This is a genomic window from uncultured Virgibacillus sp., assembly GCF_947495635.1.
Classification (GTDB): Bacteria; Bacillota; Bacilli; order Bacillales; family Amphibacillaceae; genus Virgibacillus; species Virgibacillus salarius.
The window spans coordinates 1-17,094 of the sequence record NZ_CANMAB010000013.1; the positions used below are offsets into that span (position 1 = coordinate 1).

Annotated in this window: 21 protein-coding genes and 1 pseudogene; 14 read left to right on the forward strand and 8 right to left on the reverse strand. The window is 38.0% G+C overall.

Going from position 1 to position 17,094, the window contains the following annotated elements:
• The first annotated feature begins 260 nt into the window (after window positions 1-260).
• From glp to mobB, 3 genes and pseudogenes are all read left to right on the forward strand, one after another.
• Window positions 261-1,505, forward strand: a complete 1,245-nt coding sequence (gene glp / locus Q1A47_RS04745) for a gephyrin-like molybdotransferase Glp (protein ID WP_166529985.1) — start codon at window positions 261-263, stop codon at window positions 1,503-1,505.
• A gap of 28 nt (window positions 1,506-1,533) precedes the next feature.
• A pseudogene (locus Q1A47_RS04750) lies at window positions 1,534-1,645 on the forward strand (molybdenum cofactor biosynthesis protein MoaE); the annotation flags it as partial.
• Between the two features lie 175 nt (window positions 1,646-1,820).
• Entirely contained in the window at window positions 1,821-2,306 is a 486-nt protein-coding gene (gene mobB, locus Q1A47_RS04755; RefSeq protein WP_034679445.1) for a molybdopterin-guanine dinucleotide biosynthesis protein B, read from the forward strand.
• 161 nt (window positions 2,307-2,467) lie between these two features.
• Here the strand turns inward: mobB and Q1A47_RS04760 are convergent, their stop codons facing one another.
• From Q1A47_RS04760 to Q1A47_RS04775, 4 genes are all read right to left on the reverse strand, one after another.
• On the reverse strand, window positions 2,468-3,190 hold the full coding sequence (locus Q1A47_RS04760) for a Crp/Fnr family transcriptional regulator (protein WP_051388403.1): 723 nt from the start codon (window positions 3,188-3,190) through the stop codon (window positions 2,468-2,470).
• A gap of 462 nt (window positions 3,191-3,652) precedes the next feature.
• Window positions 3,653-4,156: a methylated-DNA--[protein]-cysteine S-methyltransferase gene (locus tag Q1A47_RS04765; RefSeq protein ID WP_211911246.1), complete on the reverse strand. Its 504-nt coding sequence runs from the start codon at window positions 4,154-4,156 to the stop codon at window positions 3,653-3,655.
• Window positions 4,140-5,054 (reverse strand): DNA-3-methyladenine glycosylase, encoded by a 915-nt coding sequence (locus Q1A47_RS04770; protein WP_166529984.1) that lies wholly within the window; start codon window positions 5,052-5,054, stop codon window positions 4,140-4,142. Before Q1A47_RS04770 ends, Q1A47_RS04765 begins: the two co-directional genes overlap by 17 nt.
• A 2-nt stretch (window positions 5,055-5,056) precedes the next feature.
• A complete protein-coding gene (locus Q1A47_RS04775; protein ID WP_034679446.1) occupies window positions 5,057-5,626 on the reverse strand; it encodes a bifunctional transcriptional activator/DNA repair enzyme AdaA in 570 nt (189 codons plus the stop codon).
• Window positions 5,627-5,805: 179 nt separating this feature from the next.
• On the opposite strand from Q1A47_RS04775, the gene Q1A47_RS04780 reads away from it, so the two are divergent.
• Genes Q1A47_RS04780 through Q1A47_RS04795 form a run of 4 tightly spaced genes read left to right on the forward strand, consistent with a single transcriptional unit; the run spans window position 5,806 to window position 8,382 of the window.
• Window positions 5,806-6,303 carry a PH domain-containing protein gene (locus tag Q1A47_RS04780; RefSeq protein ID WP_026682342.1) on the forward strand — a complete coding sequence of 166 codons (498 nt, stop codon included), beginning with the start codon at window positions 5,806-5,808 and terminating at the stop codon, window positions 6,301-6,303.
• Window positions 6,303-7,790 (forward strand): PH domain-containing protein, encoded by a 1,488-nt coding sequence (locus Q1A47_RS04785; protein ID WP_166529983.1) that lies wholly within the window; start codon window positions 6,303-6,305, stop codon window positions 7,788-7,790. Before Q1A47_RS04780 ends, Q1A47_RS04785 begins: the two co-directional genes overlap by 1 nt.
• Entirely contained in the window at window positions 7,777-8,001 is a 225-nt protein-coding gene (locus tag Q1A47_RS04790) for a hypothetical protein (protein ID WP_166529982.1), read from the forward strand. The genes Q1A47_RS04785 and Q1A47_RS04790 overlap by 14 nt, the downstream gene beginning before the upstream one ends.
• A gap of 60 nt (window positions 8,002-8,061) precedes the next feature.
• Window positions 8,062-8,382 carry a hypothetical protein gene (locus tag Q1A47_RS04795; protein WP_026682344.1) on the forward strand — a complete coding sequence of 107 codons (321 nt, stop codon included), beginning with the start codon at window positions 8,062-8,064 and terminating at the stop codon, window positions 8,380-8,382.
• 312 nt (window positions 8,383-8,694) lie between these two features.
• On the opposite strand, the gene Q1A47_RS04800 is transcribed toward Q1A47_RS04795, so the two are convergent.
• The 3 genes from Q1A47_RS04800 to Q1A47_RS04810 are packed head-to-tail and all read right to left on the reverse strand — an operon-like array spanning window position 8,695 to window position 10,700.
• The gene (locus Q1A47_RS04800; RefSeq protein WP_026682345.1) at window positions 8,695-9,255 is read right to left on the reverse strand and encodes an HAD-IA family hydrolase; all 561 of its coding nucleotides are present in this window, start codon (window positions 9,253-9,255) and stop codon (window positions 8,695-8,697) included.
• Window positions 9,256-9,302: 47 nt separating this feature from the next.
• Complete coding sequence (locus tag Q1A47_RS04805; RefSeq protein ID WP_166529981.1) at window positions 9,303-10,265, reverse strand: D-2-hydroxyacid dehydrogenase; 963 nt, start codon at window positions 10,263-10,265, stop codon at window positions 9,303-9,305.
• A 57-nt stretch (window positions 10,266-10,322) separates the two neighbouring features.
• Window positions 10,323-10,700 (reverse strand): SLAP domain-containing protein, encoded by a 378-nt coding sequence (locus tag Q1A47_RS04810; protein ID WP_051388404.1) that lies wholly within the window; start codon window positions 10,698-10,700, stop codon window positions 10,323-10,325.
• A 202-nt stretch (window positions 10,701-10,902) separates the two neighbouring features.
• Between Q1A47_RS04810 and Q1A47_RS04815 the strand changes: the two genes are divergently transcribed.
• The 4 genes from Q1A47_RS04815 to Q1A47_RS04830 all read left to right on the forward strand — a co-directional run bounded on the left by Q1A47_RS04815 (window position 10,903) and on the right by Q1A47_RS04830 (window position 13,033).
• The gene (locus tag Q1A47_RS04815; RefSeq protein WP_121605812.1) at window positions 10,903-11,214 is read left to right on the forward strand and encodes a PadR family transcriptional regulator; all 312 of its coding nucleotides are present in this window, start codon (window positions 10,903-10,905) and stop codon (window positions 11,212-11,214) included.
• A 28-nt stretch (window positions 11,215-11,242) separates the two neighbouring features.
• Window positions 11,243-12,007: an HAAS domain-containing protein gene (locus tag Q1A47_RS04820; RefSeq protein ID WP_121604128.1), complete on the forward strand. Its 765-nt coding sequence runs from the start codon at window positions 11,243-11,245 to the stop codon at window positions 12,005-12,007.
• 236 nt (window positions 12,008-12,243) lie between these two features.
• Window positions 12,244-12,378 carry a hypothetical protein gene (locus Q1A47_RS04825; protein WP_299630943.1) on the forward strand — a complete coding sequence of 45 codons (135 nt, stop codon included), beginning with the start codon at window positions 12,244-12,246 and terminating at the stop codon, window positions 12,376-12,378.
• A gap of 55 nt (window positions 12,379-12,433) precedes the next feature.
• The gene (locus Q1A47_RS04830) at window positions 12,434-13,033 is read left to right on the forward strand and encodes a DedA family protein (protein ID WP_308036003.1); all 600 of its coding nucleotides are present in this window, start codon (window positions 12,434-12,436) and stop codon (window positions 13,031-13,033) included.
• Here the strand turns inward: Q1A47_RS04830 and Q1A47_RS04835 are convergent.
• Window positions 13,026-13,808: a phosphatidylserine decarboxylase gene (locus Q1A47_RS04835; protein ID WP_026682348.1), complete on the reverse strand. Its 783-nt coding sequence runs from the start codon at window positions 13,806-13,808 to the stop codon at window positions 13,026-13,028. The two genes, Q1A47_RS04830 and Q1A47_RS04835, sit on opposite strands and share 8 nt — an antisense overlap.
• A gap of 843 nt (window positions 13,809-14,651) precedes the next feature.
• On the opposite strand from Q1A47_RS04835, the gene pssA reads away from it, so the two are divergent.
• The 3 genes from pssA to Q1A47_RS04850 all read left to right on the forward strand — a co-directional run bounded on the left by pssA (window position 14,652) and on the right by Q1A47_RS04850 (window position 17,092).
• A complete protein-coding gene (gene pssA, locus Q1A47_RS04840) occupies window positions 14,652-15,338 on the forward strand; it encodes a CDP-diacylglycerol--serine O-phosphatidyltransferase (RefSeq protein WP_026682349.1) in 687 nt (228 codons plus the stop codon).
• Between the two features lie 171 nt (window positions 15,339-15,509).
• Window positions 15,510-16,169 (forward strand): DUF3889 domain-containing protein, encoded by a 660-nt coding sequence (locus Q1A47_RS04845; protein WP_166529980.1) that lies wholly within the window; start codon window positions 15,510-15,512, stop codon window positions 16,167-16,169.
• A 293-nt stretch (window positions 16,170-16,462) separates the two neighbouring features.
• Window positions 16,463-17,092, forward strand: coding sequence for a LysE family translocator (locus tag Q1A47_RS04850; RefSeq protein WP_166529979.1), 630 nt, complete (start codon window positions 16,463-16,465; stop codon window positions 17,090-17,092).
• The last annotated feature ends 2 nt before the right edge of the window (window positions 17,093-17,094 follow it).

The window sequence follows — 17,094 nt, forward strand, 5'->3', positions numbered from 1 at the left end:
AATATACATCAAACATTTCAAAATAACTACTTGGCTTAACGCAGTCATTGCACTGATTTTATACTTTCTTAACTTAGTACAAAAACAATTCAATTAGGCTATCAATTTAGTAAGGGGGTAAATTCCTTTTGCTTTTCATGAAATAGGAACTCTAACGCATTGTCTTTTTTAAAGGTGGCAGGAGCCTCATTCATGGAACGAATTCTATGACACAAGCACAAAATTTCTATAAGAAACTAGTAGTTTAGGAGGTTACAATAATGGTTGAACGTCGAAAATCAATTAAAGTGAACGAAGCATTAAAACGTGTAATCAAATATGCTCCCCAGGGAAGTATCCATTACATCCCTATCCATCAAAGCTACGGACATTTCCTTGGAGACGATTTGGTAGCTGATCATCCCATCCCTCCTTTTGATCGCTCGCCCTATGATGGGTTTGCAGTTCGTTCTAAGGATACAGAAGCTGCTGCTAGTACCCATCCTCAAAACTATGAAGTTATTGCAGAAATTGGTGCAGGGAGCGTATTTACTGGGAAGGTTGGCAAAATGCAAGCCGTACGAATCATGACAGGTGCGCAAGTCCCCAATGGTTGCGATGCCGTTATTATGTTTGAATCTGTAAAAGAGTATGAAGCTTGTGGAAAACGATACATCCAAATTAAACGAAGGCTACAACAAGGAGAGAATATTTCCTTTACCGGTGAGGATGCCAAATCTGGAGAGGTTCTAGCTAAAAAAGGCACCTATATCAGTCCAGGAATAGTTGCCTTATTAGCCACCTTCGGTTATAAGCAGGTTCCCACAAGCAAAAAACCGACTGTCGGAATTATTGCAACTGGTAGTGAACTATTAGAGTTAGATGAAGAAATACAGCCAGGTAAAATTAGAAATAGTAATGCTTATATGGTTCAATCACAAGTAATACGAGCAGGAGGGGAACCCTATTATTTTGGTCAGTTCAGTGATCATTTCACAGCCTGCTTTGAGCAAGTGAAACAGGCATTGGATCAGGTCGATATTTTAATAACTACCGGTGGTGTTTCAGTCGGAGATTACGATTATATGCAGGATATCTATAAAGAACTGGGAGCAGAAATTCTATTTAATAAAGTGGGAATGCGTCCTGGCAGTGTCACAACTGTTGCAAAAAAAACAGGCAAGCTGTTATTTGGTTTATCAGGGAATCCATCTGCCTGTTTTGTAGGTTTTGAACTTTTTACAAGGCCGGCAATTCGAAAATTCCTCCATGCTTTTCATCCACTTTTAAAAAAGGAAACGGCAATATTGGGTGCTGATTTCTCCAAACCAAATCCGTTTGACAGATTTGTCAGGGGCCGTCTAACTTTTCATCAAGGAAAGTTAGTCGCGACCCCAATTGGGTTGGATAAATCCAACGTTGTCTCCTCGCTTGGGGCTGCCAATGTATTTATCGAATTTCCTGCTGGTACAAGGGGATACAAACAGGGTAGTGAAATTTCGGTAATTTTATTAGATGATATGTAAGTATTATTTTAATATTGTAGAATAACCAATTCAGGTCGATGCCTTAGTTAAAAGGAAAGCTGATGCAATAACAACATTTATTGGTACTGTCCGAGAATGGGCAGAGGGAACGTACCCTTTATTTGGAATATCAAGTTTACGGTTAGACAAATAACAATTACAGATTTTAAAGAAAAACTAAAGAACATGCATCCTCTCGGATTAGATCAAACAATGTAGCGATTAACGAAGGATATGCTAGAAACGAAGGCGTAGTAAAATCTGGGATACGGTTGCTTTCATCCCATCTGTAAGCAGTGGTTGAGGAGGATTCATATGAAAATTATTCAAGTTGTCGGATATAAAAACAGCGGAAAAACAACCCTTGTATCCAGAATGATTAAAACGTTCTCCAAACAAGGATTCCGAGTAGCCTCCTTAAAACATCACGGCCATGGTGGTTATCCATTGGGAATGGAGAACAAAGATAGTGAAAAACACGTAAAGGCAGGCGCAATTATCTCAGGAGTGGAAGGAGATGGTATGCTTCAATTATCTTATCAAAATCCTGTATATGTAGATCAAATAGTGAAAATCTATCAAATGATGGGGATAGAGCTGTTGATCATAGAAGGATACAAGCAAGCGAACTATAGCAAAATTGTCTTCATTAGGAGTGAACAAGACCTTCACCTCTTGGATCAAATGACAAACATTCAGGCAGTCATAACATCACTACCATTACAGCAACGCTCCGATCCGTATCCAATATTTAATCATATCGAGGCGTTCATGAGGTGGCTTCTTAATAACTTTGATTAAAGAATAGCACAGTGTGATCGCCAATACAGGCAATAGGCATGCCATTCTTCATCAGCCTGTACTAGCGTAATACTGTGCTATATAATTTCCCAGAAGCGACTCGGTGTTGTCCTCACTTACCATAAACGTTCCTATACGTACGCTTAAAAACACTCATCTATTTAGTTAATGTTGCATATTTCAATCGGACAATCCTCACAGCCAATTTCATCTCTTAGGAACTGAATATCCTTTATGAGAATTTTTCCGCTACTATTAATGGATATGATGTCCATTTTCCTAAGTCTACTAAGCATCCGATTGACGCTTTCCCTACTTGCTGCGCAAAACAAAGCCATCTCTTGATTAGTAAAAGCCATGTCAATAAGAATACCATTAGAACAAGTTACACCATAGCTGTTTGATAAACGAATAAGCGTAGAGTATAATGCACCTTTTTTGCCATTCAAGAGCAGATCTCTAATTTTAGATTGGAATTTCCGCATATGGTTTCCCGACCACTTCATAAATTCAAGTGTTAAGGCAGCATTAGAGAGGAGTTCTTTTTCCAATTTATCCTTATTAATGATTACGACCTCACCAGACTCCACAACCTTCGCGCTGAGAAAGTATCTGGCATTCTCACTAAATAATGTAAGCTCACCTACAATATCGTCATGATTACATATACGAAGAGATAATTCCTTGCCGTCTGCAGTAAGCTTATTAATTTGAATCAGACCAGACTTAATCAGGTAAATTTCATGAGCTTCCATTCCTTCATGAAAAAGATGGGAGTCCTTATACATTTTTTTCTTTGAACCAATTTCTTCTAGTAGGGCATACAGCTCATGGGATATACGCTCTCTACCATGAGGTGATTTTTCAAGCAAACTGGTTTGCATATATATCAGCCCCTTTCAATAGTATCAAAGGTTTTACATATATCATTTTATCATGAACATTTATGATGTAGAGACGTAATAATTTACAATATATTGAATGAACTCCGTTATCGTTTTATGTGATCATGCAAAAGACGGAAAGTGTGGGACTAGCCAGATGGCATTGCCAAGAAGTATATGACCAACTTCGTGGAACAACGGGTTTATTTGATTTTATGATGAATGCAATTAGCTAGTAGGAGGCTTTGGTTAATCCCCCACTGATTGCTAGTACCACAAGGATATGATCTAAGGCCTTTAAATCCATCGGACATTTACTGGCAATTTACCCTATTGCTTGAAATGAGGTCTTACTGCTAGTTTATATGCGGGTTACATAAACGCCTTACCCTTCCTTTATCCATATGTTCATCGAATAAACGTTGGATATACTCTGATAACACCCAAAAAATTTTATTTTGCTCATGATAGCAAATCCATTTTTTCACTAGAGCTGATTCGTTGCTCATGCTCCAATAGCCATTCCTTCCGCCATAAACCACCAGCATAGCCTGTTAGCTTCCCATTTGCTCCAATAATTCGATGACATGGGATGGCAATACTAATTTTATTTTTACCATTGGCACTTCCAACTGCGCGAACAGCCTTTTCTCTACCGATAGTCCGTGCAATATCACGATAACTAGCCGTTTTTGCATATGGAATGGTCGTCAATGCCTGCCATACCTCTCTTTGAAACGCTGTTCCGCTCACTTCATAAGGAAACGTGAATTCCAATCGTTTTCCAGCAAAGTACTCCTCTAGCTGCTGATAGCAAATTTCAATAGCCTGTGGCGTATTCGAAGTTTGAGCATATTCAACAATTTCACGATCAGCAAATAACACAGAATAAACAGTGTCTTTTGTTCCAGCAATCTCTATTACACCAATCGGTGATGGAAAATCAACTTTATACAGGTTCATCATATAAAGACCTCCAAAGATAGAAGGTAGCATAAGCCTGCCAGCCTTCCCAATTCGTTGCTATTACTTCAATTTCCTTTATTGATGGCTTTTTATCTAAGCCTAGCTGAATTTTTAGAGCATTGTGCAAGCCGACATCGGCGATTGGTAATGCATTGGCTCTCCGAAAACATTTCATCAACACATAGTCGGCTGTCCAGTTCCCAATACCTCTAATAGCTACTAGCGCCTGCTTTATCGTATCGTAATCCTTTCCCTGTAAGTCATCCTTGGTTACATAACCATCACGTATTAACCTAGCAACTCCGATAACATATTCTGCCTTTCTAGTAGAAAATTGCAGGGCTCTTAGCTCTTTGACAGTTAGTATAGCAATCTTTTCTGGCTGTGGAAACAGCCAGAACGTTTTTCCCTTAAATGTCATATATTCCCCATACTTCTCTGTAAATCGCCTTTTTAATTTGTAAGCAAAGGTTAAATTAATTTGCTGACCAATAATTGCCCAGATTAATGCTTCAAAGAGATCGGGAATACCAATCATGCGTAAGCCCCGATACGTTAATGTAAGTCGGCTGAGCAACTGATCCTGTTCTGCAGCTTGATAAAACAATTCTACGTTCCTATCTAAATCAAACCATTCACAAATAAAGCGCACTACCTCTCGCTTTTCTTCGGTAGAAGGAACCTCTATTGGAAAATGGACGGCTAATACCTGATCATTATAAACAATGCGACATAGTATTATAGAATCGTTTATTTTTAACAGCTTATATACACCTTCCTCATGAATAACATGTACAATCTCTTGATCTGACCTGTTAAGGAATAGCAAACATTCATGAAAATTAAAATGTTCCGGAGGGGTTATTTCTATATATGTTTGGCAATCGCACCATTTCATTCTTATTGTTCCCCTCCTTGCTGAATTAGGCCATCTCGATATTCACTAGGTGAACAATGCTGATGTTTACGAAAGACTTTATAAAAATTAGATGGGCTATGAAACCCTACTCGATAACAAATTTCCAAATTCTTCAAATCAGTATTTTTTAATAAATACGCCGCCTTATCCATCCGAATTTTTTCTAAATACGTGCGAGGTGTTTCCGATGTTTCCTCTTTGAACACTCGTTCTAAATAATAGGAGCTCATACCAATGTGATCAGCAATATCCTGCAAGACAATTCGTTGCCTATAATGCTGTAGCAAATACGAGATAACGCTCTGCACAAGTGCCACATGCGGGGAGTGCTCTACCTCTGGCTGACATCTTTTACATGGCCTATATCCCGCCGCTTCTACTTGATCCATTCGATCATAAAATTCTACATTACATTTTTTGGGCTTACGCGATCTACAAGATGGGCGACAATAAATCTTTGTGGTCTTGACAGCTGTGTAAAATTGTCCATCATATATTCGATCACAAGCGACGATCCGCTCCCACATTTCTTCAAAGGAAAGATCGATCATGGAAAGCTCACTCCCTTCACGTTTCTACCTTATTCCTAGTTTAACAAAAAATTCACTTGCTTATCGTCCTCAATCTTGCGGTTACCGTCTTTCGCAAATCTATTGAAACAAATCGAACATCATATTCGTAATAAAAGACAAGCAATTTTATTATTTCGATGATAGAAGGTGACAAACATATGTATGCAAACATGAAAGAACCTGATCAACACATTTCCAAAGACGCCATTCGCGTCTGGCGGATCTCTAATTGCATTATCCATATAAGCTTTATACTGATGGCAATAATCCTACTTATACTTGATAATCATTTTGACTGGTATAATTGGGTCACTTATGTCCTATGGATTGTTCTTACTTTAGATATTATCACTGCGATCTGGTCCATCTTTTTCGAGCCTGTATTGCTACAAAAATATTGGCGATACGGGGTAGACGAAGCGTATGTAAAATTACGGCACGGTAAATGGCACATTCATAATCAAGTGATTCCGATGACCAAAGTACAGTATGTCGGATTGGAACAAGGTCCATTATTACGAAAATACAATTTGTATACGATTTCTATCGGGACGATGGCGTCCACCCACCAGATTCCTGCACTATCCGAACAAGAGGCAATATCGCTAAGAAATCAAATTGCAACACTAGCGCGGATAAAGGAAGTGGAATACTAATGGATTTAAGCAAGCGAATGCATCCACTGATGATACCCGTTTCCTATATTAAATCTCTAAAGAATACATTCTTCATATTCTTTATTTTATTTATTATTAACTTATCTAATGATGCTATGTGGGTGAAAATAGGCAGAATTCTATTTATCGTTTATTTGGTTTACGCATTATTTTCTATCATTCTAAAATGGTGGAAAACAACCTATACGCTAAAAAAGGATGCTGTTGAAATAGAGGAAGGCGTATTTACCAAAAAACACCACACTATTCCATACCAACGTATCCAAAATGTCCAATCACATACGCCATTTTATTTACGCATGTTTCAATTAACGTCCTTAACGTTAGAAACTGGGGCTGAAAGTAATGATGCTTCATTTACATTTACCGCTCTAGCAATAAAAGAAGCACAACGTATGGAAGATACGTTGGATCAATTTAAACAACAAGATGCAGAAAAAGATTGTGTGAGAACAGAGTCCTCTGAGGACTTGGTTAATCATGAAAAAAGAACGATCCATTTTAATCCAAGCAAGAATGATATTTTGAAGGCCTCCGTGTTGTCCTTTAGTTATTTATTGCTTATTCCTTTACTCATTTCCGTCTTTCAGAATATCAATGAGGTTTACGATCTGACAGACTTCGCTGAGGGGACCTTCGACTTCCTCATCCATTCTTGGCTATTGTTAACAATCGTTATTATGTTGGTTATTCTTGCTGCGGTAGTCTTTGGATTAGTACGAACCTACCTTCAGTATGGAAAATATGAAATAGCTTCTGATGAAAACCGTATTTATATTAGAAAGGGCATACTCAATGAACAGCATTTTTCGATACGAAAACAAAACGTGCAAGCTGTCCATATCGAACAATCCTTATTTAAACGAATACTACATCTAGCAGAAGTTAAGCTCATTAGCGCAGGTGGAGTTGATTTTTCCGGGGATGAGGTTAATTCCTTGTATCCATTCTTGCCAACTAAACGAGCGATTACACTAATCGAAGAGCTGCTTCCTGATTTTGAAATGAAAACAGAAATGGAACGTTTACCGAAGAAGTCACTTATCGTACGATTATGTCGCATTCCGTGGCTTTGGTTAATTGTTACAGCAATACTAATGATTTGGAAGCCTGAGTGGTGGATTATTTCGCCGATTCTCTTTGTATTAACATATACTTCTCGTATATTAGATTTCTATTTTACACGCTTTTTGATTCATGACGAATTTCTACAGATTCGTTCCGGTGGCTTTTCGTTAACTACTGTCATAACAACTCGTGAAAAAATTATCGAATTTGACTTATCTCAATCACTACTAAAAAAACGTTTAGGACTTGCCACCATTACAACAACAAACCGAGGGAAACCGATCCATGTGGAGACATTAGATGATCTATCCTATGATCAGGCAAAGGGAGCGTTTATTTGGTATACCGGACGTAAACCAGCATTAGATATGGAAGGTGACAGCTATGGAGAACAATAATGTTTTTATTTCCGATAACTTTTTATCATTCGGCTACACTACTATGAAGAATAAGCATAATGAGAAGATAGGCTATCTTGATTTAAAGACTGCTTTCTCCTCTGGAGCTGCCGTATATGATGACAAGCAGGTCAAACAAGCCTCAGGAAAGCTTGCGTCCTTTTCTAATCAATGGACGGTATATGATCACAATGCGAAGTGCTTGGTGTAGTGAGCTACTCCCACCACTTACCACCCTTACCGTTGGGCTACGCCCTTCACACGCTTGAAGATGGAGACTTCTTTCGGAATTGTATTAAAAACAAGCTGGTTCTCATTCTCAAAAAAATATAGCTACAAAACTACTGGCAGGGGGACTTATACGATAACTTCTCCTACCTTCTCAAAAGCATTCACTGTTGTCGATACGAAGGGTAATGAAATTGCTATGTTTAAGCGAATGAATCATTTCTTTTCTTCCCCTGCTTATGAACTAGTTAAACACACGAACCATATAAGCATGGCAGAACTCGTCATTGTAGTCATGGGAGTGAATGCAATTGAAAAAAGGAAACAGTCAAGCTCCACAAACAGTGCGGGTGGAAGTATATAATGTATTTCCATCCATAAGAAGCTAAACCATGGAAAAGTTATAACCATCCATCCTATTGGTTAATAAAGTGAAGATTCAATCCGTAAGGGTTTTGTTGACCCCAACGGATTGTTTGTACCACAAGGGTATGACCTAAAGGCCTTTAAACAAATCGGACATTTACTGTCGATTCCCCACTTATCCATATTAGCTTCACTTGCATGAAGTGTGGTTCTTCTTGCCAGTTATATGTGGGATAAATCCTTGTACAACAGACTTATCTAAACGGGCGGGTGTTATATCACCATTCGTTCAGGAGGGTATGTGCTACGACTATTTTACAACCTCAAAAAAATCAGTATAACTAGTAAGGTAGAAATCAGCTGAAATATATTGATTTTGGAAGCTGCATGTTTTTATTCCTAGTTTCTTTGCTGGGATCAGATCAATTTCGCGATCACCTACAGCTAAATCAAGCAGATATTTCTCATGTAAATAAACATATGAGGAAGTATCCGGCTTACGAGGAAAACCATCATCGATCGTCACCACATCCGTGAAATATGACGCTAAACCATGGTAGTTTAATACACGTAGCAAATTTTTACGATCCTTATGCGTCATAATGACATTGGTATCAGCAAATTGCAAGACATGTTCTAACCCCTCAAAAGGATTTACTTCTTCGGGCGAGATATGATCTATGAGACGTCTCACCTCTTCTTCTTGTTCTCTTGTCATCCTAAAATAGGTAATAGCATGACCAAACGAAATCTTTAATTGTTGATAAATTTCGTGTTCATCCGCTTTGTCCTGTAAAACCTCCTTAAAACATTCCGTATAACGAGGGTATGTATCTATTAATGTACCATCAAAATCCCATAATATATTCAATTAAATCATTCCTTTGCTTCTTAATCGGCTGCTAAACGATGGCGACATTAATACCCTTTTTCCAGGTTAACAACATTCATATTTGGTAATTCTCCCTTAGCATAGCGCTGTAAGTTGGGCAAAAAAATATCATCGATGACGCGCTTAGCATAATGCTCAGTAGAACCAGCTGTATGTGGTGTTATAATGACGTTTTCCATATCCCAAAGTGGGCTTTCTGATGGTAATGGCTCCGTTGTAAATACATCCAGCCCCGCTCCAGCAATTTGCTTTTGTTGCAGAGCATGGACAAGATCCTGCTCATTAATAATTGGACCACGTCCAATATTAATTAATATGGCGGTTTCCTTCATTTGTTGGAATTGCTGAGCTGCAAACATCTGCTTCGTCTCCTCGGTTAACGGTAAGGTTATTACGACAAAATCACATTGCGGAAGTACTTCAGCTAATTGATCAGCTCGATACATCTGTTCCACATCATCTGTCGGCTTTCCGGAATGTCGTACACCAAGTACACGCATCCCAAATGCCTTCGCAATTTTAGCTGTTTCTAAACCGATTGCTCCAACGCCGATGATTCCAATGGTCTTGCCATGGATCTCTTGGTTGAGGTGAGCATGATGCCATAGCTTTGCTTGCTGCTGACGAACATACGTATGAATTTTACGAGTAAGTCCAAGCATTAAAGCAAATATAGTCTCTGAAATTGGATAAGCATGCACACCATTCGCACTTGTTACTACAATATTCCTTTCTTTTAAAGTAGCAAGCGGAAGACTGTTCACCCCTGCACTCCATGTTTGTACCCATTGCAAATTCGTATTTTGCTCCAGTATGGTTGGGGCAATCGCTTTCTTCCAATGCAGAATCACTTCCGCCTCTGATAATTGCTCCAATACGTTCTCAGAATGTTTATCTGCAATTACCCTCCATTCTGGAATTATTTCTTTTATTGTGTTTATCTGTGTTTCGTCCAAATCAAGATTTATCACTAAGGTTCGCTTCTTCATCATTTCCTCCTATATGAAGTGGCTAGCCGGCCCCTCTAGTTTAAAGAAATAGTTACTTTAGTTCCGTTCTCTTACATAACCAGACTCTAATTCAGGCTCTTGTTGTATCGTAGACTTAGGAAAAATAAATGTCCACGGCATACTGCATCTAGGCTCAAGCGTTAACCTTGCATCTGAAAAGGTATGGGTAGCAATTGCATAACCTTTTTCATCGTAGGTCAAACGCACACCATCCAATGTCAGAATATCGTCCGTTAGATTTTGAATGATTACTGTAATAAGAAGGTCATCACGGTGATTACGCGCTTGCCAAAATGGAATAAACCGTTCCGGATGATCTGCTTGATTTGCTTTTTCAAATGCTTTCACGAGGTCCTGTCTATCCTGTGAATCAATTGTCTTGTCCCACGCCTTTTCAAAGACTAAACGTTGCATGTTAACCACCTCATCCTTTCTTCCCTTAGTATACCATTTACATGAAAATTACTCTTCCACTGGCTACTGTGTAATGCACTTTTCCATTATTTTTTAACGACAAAAACAAATACCTTGCATTACAAGGTAAATAATCGTATACTTGCATTACCTTGTAATGCAAGGCAAAGAAAGAGGTGTTACTCCATTGTCTACAACTCAAATGATGAAAGGTATTCTCGATGGTTGTCTGCTAGCAATTATTAAGGATACAGAGGTATATGGATATGAGCTAGCTGAAAAGCTTGAAGACTACGGCTTCCATTCATTTAGCGAAGGAACGATCTATCCATTACTTATGCGCATGCAAAAAGAAGAGCTAGTAACTTCAACCTTAAAAAAATCAACTGCTGGACCAAGAAGAAAATATTACTCACTGACAGAAAAAGGTGAAAGCGAATTACAACATTTTATGGAGCGGTGGCAAACGTTGCAAGCAAACGTAAACCGTGTACTGAGCGATGAGACAAAATAAAGCCTATTTACATAAAGGGGATGTTGAAATGAATACAAATCGTATTGTACTTTCGAAAAAGAGTAAACGATTCTTAGAAGATTTACGCATCTATTTATTCTCAAGTGGAAAAAATGCAGATGAAATTGAGGATATCGTAGAGGAATTACAAGTGCACCTCATCGAGGCAGAGCGAGATGGCAAGTCAATTGATAACATTGTTGGGCAATCGCCTAAGGCATATATGGATCAAATCTCTGATGAAATGCTAACAGACTATCAGGAATGGTTTACGTATATTGTTATTATTGTTTTTGGCTCCTTTGGTTTTATTATCATGAATGACCTGTTTCAGGGGAGCGTGTCCTATTCTCTATTAGAAATCATTGGTTACTTAAGTATTGCTACTGTTTTTATCATTTGTGTATTTCAAGCATTTAAATATATTGCTGCACATAATCTTTCCAAAATAGTCGAATATGTCATTTTTTACGTACTTGGCCTATTGCCAATTAGTTTGTACATAGGTTTAATCTTTTTAAACGAAGTAATAGAAACACCCGTTATCCATCTAGAAATGCTTGGTATGATAATTACTGCAATCCTTACACTCGCCTTACTACTAGCTATTTCATATTGGGCAAAAACGTGGGCCATGTTGATTATTCTAGCATTACTAATCTTACCAGATACCGTTTTGCATTCCTTTCATATTTCTGAAACGCTTCACCTCCTTTTAGGAACATCCATCAGCTTCGTTGGTATTGCCATTTACCTTGTTATTCATAGCAAATTAAGCCGCGCTCATTCATAATGGGTACGGCTTCATTTCACACATACCCAGCACGCACATTCTATTAATACGCTCTCTATTTAGTCCAAAACCGCCGTTATTATTAGCCACCGTCACCATCTTTCATACTATTCAATCCTATTTCAACATAGTAAGTATGATAGAGTCCATGTTATAATCTATAATGGAAATTAAGCGATTATTATCAAATAAAGTGAAACTTCAATGCGTGGGGGGTTTTGTTTATCCCTCACCGATTGTTTGTACCACAGAAGTATGATCTAAAGGCCTTGGAACCAATCGGACATTTACGGGCAGTTGATCCATACTTATCCATTTTGGTTTCACTTTATTGCATAACCGGGGCTTACTACCAGTTATATGTGGGATAAATAGACAGATAGACAGCTAATGAATTGAAACAGCCAATAGAGATGGAGGATGGACATGTCAGACTTAGGGAGCTTTGTTGCACATTACGGTTATATAGGGATCTTTATTGTTCTTATCTTAGGTATTATTGGGTTACCAATACCTGATGAGTTTTTACTCACTTACGTTGGTTACAGCGTATTTGCAGGACGTATGTCACTATCCTTATCACTTCTTGTAGCAATATTAGGGTCTGTCATAGGTATCTCGATTAGTTATTTTCTTGGGCAAAAACTAGGGCTACCGTTTATTAAACGATTTGGTCCTAAAGTACATATAACGGAAAAAAATATTACATGGGTGCAACATAGCTTTAGAAAATTTGGTGGATTTTTTCTTTTAACCGGCTATTTCATCCCTGGGGTTAGACATATTACCGCCTATATGGCAGGTATAACAAGCTACCGCTATTTATATTTTTCTATTTTTGCTTATATTGGTGCAATGATATGGGTATCGACATTTATTTTTTTAGGAATGATTTTAGGTAATAACTGGGAAGTTATCAAGCACGTCTTTCTTCATAGCACCAAAATATTCTGGATCATGCTTTTTATCATTATTCTTTATATTTATGGGAAAAGATGGGCGAAAAAAAGGGAGAAAGCTAGTTAGCAATAACCCCAAGACTTTCTCCATATTTTATTTCACGCCATGCTGATACATCTTCTGCAAACTGAAAGTTGTCGTTTTCTATTAATAATATGACGGTGGACCCAAATGAGAAATAAGCTAACTCTTCTCCCGGTTCTACTTGTTCATGTTGATTGGTAAGATGGATACTATTTACATTTAGAGCGCCAACCTTAACAACTGCAATATTTTTCTTGTTACTTTCTATTTCTGTAATGGTGCGGTAATTTGTAGATAATGGGCGATTTCCATATTTTATACCAATCCTATTTACTGGATAGGATTTACCTCCAAGTGTCCAGTTCCCTTTAATATGCCCTTTGATTGGACTATGAATTCTGTGATAATGCTGCGGAGATAAATATAGAATGATATACTTTCCGTCCTTATATTGATTAGCTTTTTCTTTACTTCCCAGCATTTCTTCTAATAAAATCTGCCTATCTTTCACCTCATATGTTTCTGTCTCGCTTATCGAGCCAAACGCACGAATAACACCATCAACTGGGCTGACAAGAGCCCCTTCATGATTGTCGATTGGTCGACTTCCCGGCTTCAGTACTCTAGTAAAAAAATGATGAAGACTCTGGTATTCTGAAAGTGGAAGCTTGATCTCTGCTAGATTAATCCGATACACTTTTACAAACAAAGGAATTAGCATTCGACTAGATTTTGATGTTGTCACAGCTATTAGTAACTTAGATATATATCGATTTCCGGTTAGTTCTACAAGTAGCTTAAGTAGTGCCTTTAACAATGTGTGTCCCTCCAATACCATAAAGTGAAAACTTCCATCCGTAGGGTTTTCTTTATCCACCACGAATTGGCAGTTGAACTAATCGGACATTTACTGGCAGTCTCCCCCCCTTCCCCATGCTTGACCGGGGGCTTACTACCAGTTGTATGCGGGATAAAGTGAAACTTCAATCCGTGGGTTTTTCTTTTCTCCCACGGATTGGTAGTTAAACCAATCGGACATTTACTGGCAGTTGATCCTCACTTACCCTTATTGTTTCATTTTATTGCTTGAAGTGCGGATCTTACTGCCAGTTATATGCGGGATAAAGTGAAACTCCAATCCGTGGGTTTTTCTTTTCTCCCACGGATTGGTAGTACCACAAGGGTATGACCTAAAGGCCCTTAAACCAATCGGACATTTACTGGCAGTTGATCCTCACTTACCCTTATTGTTTCACTTTATTGCTTGAAGTGCGGATCTTACTGCCAGTTATATGCGGGATAAAGCAACTTTGTAAATCTCTTTCGACAAAATATAGTATAATTTTCTTTAACAGCAAAGTAAATGGGGAACGCGTTGTATTCTGTTTTTAAATGAATTAATTTCAATTATTCGTGCACGAGCAATGACGCTCATTCCATACATACAAACGATAGGCGGTTATTCCTACGGGATAGCGCGTTCAGACAAGCCCCCGTAGAAGCAACGTGGAAACTCGCGAAGCCATACACAGAAAGTAATTGACTTGTAGTGGCCATCAACTATATTTTCACTAGTTACATACAGATTTTTAGATTCTACAAGACTAGTTACATGACGAAATTCACCCAACTATATTGATAGACTTATTAGGAGGACATCATGAATATAAGGAAACAAATACCAAATATCTTTACACTAGGAAATCTTTATTGCGGCTTTCTATCCATTGGTTATGCCGCTTCAGGTCAATATAAAAATGCTGCTGTTCTCGTTCTTATCGGCATGATGCTAGACAGCATGGATGGCCGGATCGCTAGAATGCTTCATGCTGAAAGTTCATTAGGTAAAGAATTAGACTCTTTAGCCGATATAGTAACTTTTGGTGTAGCTCCATGCTTTTTAGTATACTATACGGTATTTTTTAATAATGGCATGCTAGGATTTGCAGTTTCCGGATTATTTCCCTTATTCGGCGCATACCGATTAGCACGATTTAATATTACATCTGAGCAACAATCCATGAATCATTTCACTGGTGTACCAATCACCGCTGCTGGCGGCATATTAGCACTATTAACCTTGTTTAATAATGAAGTTCCTAGTATTGTAACAACGGTTGTCTTTACTGCTTTATGTTTTTTAATGATTAGTACGATTAAAATTCCAAGCTTTAAAAAAATTCCTTTACCTCGCTACGGAACTATTGTGACTGTCTTTTTAGGTGCATTATTAATTATAGTGAATATCGAGTCACATGGCCGATTTCCATATTTACTTTATGTAGCAACACCTATCTATTTAATTTATGTAGCTTATCGATTTGTCAAAGTAAGAGAAACAAGATAATACATGTAAAGATACTATGTATCTAGGACGCTACTATAAAGCTGTTATGGATTTAGGAAATGGGTTGTAAAGAATAATCAGACTAATTTAGGCAAAAGGGGAATGTCACCGGTCAACCTTCATCACTCATATGTTAGTAACGGTACATGAGTCTAGAGGGGAGGAAGAAAGATGTATTATCCAAATGATCACTATAAGAGTAAACGTCCCCATCCAGCCTATCCTTTTACACAAGCTCCATATTATAGCTATAGCGACATATACACCGCACACCCATATAACCAAGATCGGCAGCAGCCAGTTAGAGGGCAGGCTACATGGACGGATGGAGGACAAATTACACAATGTGGTATTCCATGGTCAGATAATCTGTATATGACGGCGGCGGTAGGGGAAAACTCTCCTTACCAATGCGGACAAACGCTAAAAATAAGAAATCTATCCATACCTGGTCAACGAGAAATTCTAGTAACGGTCGTTGACCAGGTTCCAAACTATCCTCCAAATAGGATTAATCTTCATCGCAAAGCATTCGAAACATTAGGAGCAAATGTCAATATGGGTGTCATTCATATTGACATTATACCCTCTCCTGAATTAGATGAAGAAAAATGGGGGAAATATCTGTTGGAAATAACTCAAACTGCTTACCCTAATTACCAAATAACAGAGTATAGTAAGGTAAGAAAAACAGAGGTTTCCGCAACACGAACAGAGGAAGTATATGAATATGTGTTACAAGCACCGCAGGATAAAATCACCGTTAGAGGGACCGTCGTTTATAATCCAAAAACAGATAAAGTGATATCGTTTGATATAAAAGAAATTTGATGAAATATGAACAGATACAACTTCGGTATGATACCGAAGTTGTTTTTTAGGAAGAAAAAGGAAAAAACTAATGGAAGCATTGATGGATCTGGAATATTTCATATATGGTTACTCTTCATTTGCTCTTCTTTTCTGATAATTAAAGGTTGTACAAGCTTCATTTTGGAATAGAATAGTATTATAAGCTATTAAGAACTTCTCGATAGCTATACAACAAGCTTTTCATTAAATAATACCACCCAAAAATTGTAAACCGCATAACCGCATTTTTTAAATAGGGAGGGGAGCCACTTATGAACACCTTTTTTAGCTATATACTTCTTGGACTATCTTTATCTGCTCCAGTAGGTCCTATTAACGCTGCTCAATTAAATAAAGGAATACATCATGGCTTTCTTCATGCTTGGCTCGTGGGCTTGGGAGCAATGCTTGGTGACCTCCTATTTATGGTGCTTATCTATTTTGGTGTTGCCCAGTTTTTGACTACACCCTTGATGAAAACCTTTCTCTGGTTATTTGGCTTCTTCATTTTAATCTATACGGGTATTGAAAGTATTTTAAGTGCTAGAAAAGCTTTACGAGAAGATAAAGCGCTGGCTGCATCAACAAAAGGAAAATCATTTAGGACAGGCTTTTTTATGGCAATCTCTAATCCGCTAAATATCGTTTTTTGGTTGGGGATTTACGGAGCAGTATTAGCGAAGACTAGTGACCAATATAGCAATCAGCAGCTTCTCCTATTTAGTAGCGGCATATTTCTAGGAATCCTCATATGGGACGTGTTTATGGCTGGGCTAGCAAGTACGTTTCGTAAGTTTTTTCAATCAAAGACCCTTAATTACATATCGGTGATTGCCGGCATCATTCTAATTGGGTTTGGTTTATATTTCGGGTATCAAGCATATATTCTTTTAGCGAATTAGCA

Bases quoted from the DNA above. Each gene is read 5' to 3' on its own strand.
- Q1A47_RS04805 (WP_166529981.1), bottom strand. From the start codon at position 10,265: ATGAAGAAGCGAACCTTAGTGATAAATCTTGATTTGGACGAAACACAG.
- Q1A47_RS04775 (WP_034679446.1), bottom strand. From the start codon at position 5,626: ATGATCGATCTTTCCTTTGAAGAAATGTGGGAGCGGATCGTCGCTTGT.
- Q1A47_RS04770 (WP_166529984.1), bottom strand. From the start codon at position 5,054: ATGAAATGGTGCGATTGCCAAACATATATAGAAATAACCCCTCCGGAA.
- Q1A47_RS04790 (WP_166529982.1), top strand. From the start codon at position 7,777: ATGGAGAACAATAATGTTTTTATTTCCGATAACTTTTTATCATTCGGC.
- Q1A47_RS04780 (WP_026682342.1), top strand. From the start codon at position 5,806: ATGTATGCAAACATGAAAGAACCTGATCAACACATTTCCAAAGACGCC.
- Q1A47_RS04765 (WP_211911246.1), bottom strand. From the start codon at position 4,156: ATGATGAACCTGTATAAAGTTGATTTTCCATCACCGATTGGTGTAATA.
- Q1A47_RS04830 (WP_308036003.1), top strand. From the start codon at position 12,434: ATGTCAGACTTAGGGAGCTTTGTTGCACATTACGGTTATATAGGGATC.
- Q1A47_RS04815 (WP_121605812.1), top strand. From the start codon at position 10,903: ATGATGAAAGGTATTCTCGATGGTTGTCTGCTAGCAATTATTAAGGAT.
- Q1A47_RS04845 (WP_166529980.1), top strand. From the start codon at position 15,510: ATGTATTATCCAAATGATCACTATAAGAGTAAACGTCCCCATCCAGCC.
- Q1A47_RS04850 (WP_166529979.1), top strand. From the start codon at position 16,463: ATGAACACCTTTTTTAGCTATATACTTCTTGGACTATCTTTATCTGCT.
- glp (WP_166529985.1), top strand. From the start codon at position 261: ATGGTTGAACGTCGAAAATCAATTAAAGTGAACGAAGCATTAAAACGT.
- Q1A47_RS04785 (WP_166529983.1), top strand. From the start codon at position 6,303: ATGGATTTAAGCAAGCGAATGCATCCACTGATGATACCCGTTTCCTAT.
- Q1A47_RS04760 (WP_051388403.1), bottom strand. From the start codon at position 3,190: ATGCAAACCAGTTTGCTTGAAAAATCACCTCATGGTAGAGAGCGTATA.
- pssA (WP_026682349.1), top strand. From the start codon at position 14,652: ATGAATATAAGGAAACAAATACCAAATATCTTTACACTAGGAAATCTT.
- Q1A47_RS04795 (WP_026682344.1), top strand. From the start codon at position 8,062: ATGGAGACTTCTTTCGGAATTGTATTAAAAACAAGCTGGTTCTCATTC.
- mobB (WP_034679445.1), top strand. From the start codon at position 1,821: ATGAAAATTATTCAAGTTGTCGGATATAAAAACAGCGGAAAAACAACC.
- Q1A47_RS04810 (WP_051388404.1), bottom strand. From the start codon at position 10,700: ATGCAACGTTTAGTCTTTGAAAAGGCGTGGGACAAGACAATTGATTCA.
- Q1A47_RS04820 (WP_121604128.1), top strand. From the start codon at position 11,243: ATGAATACAAATCGTATTGTACTTTCGAAAAAGAGTAAACGATTCTTA.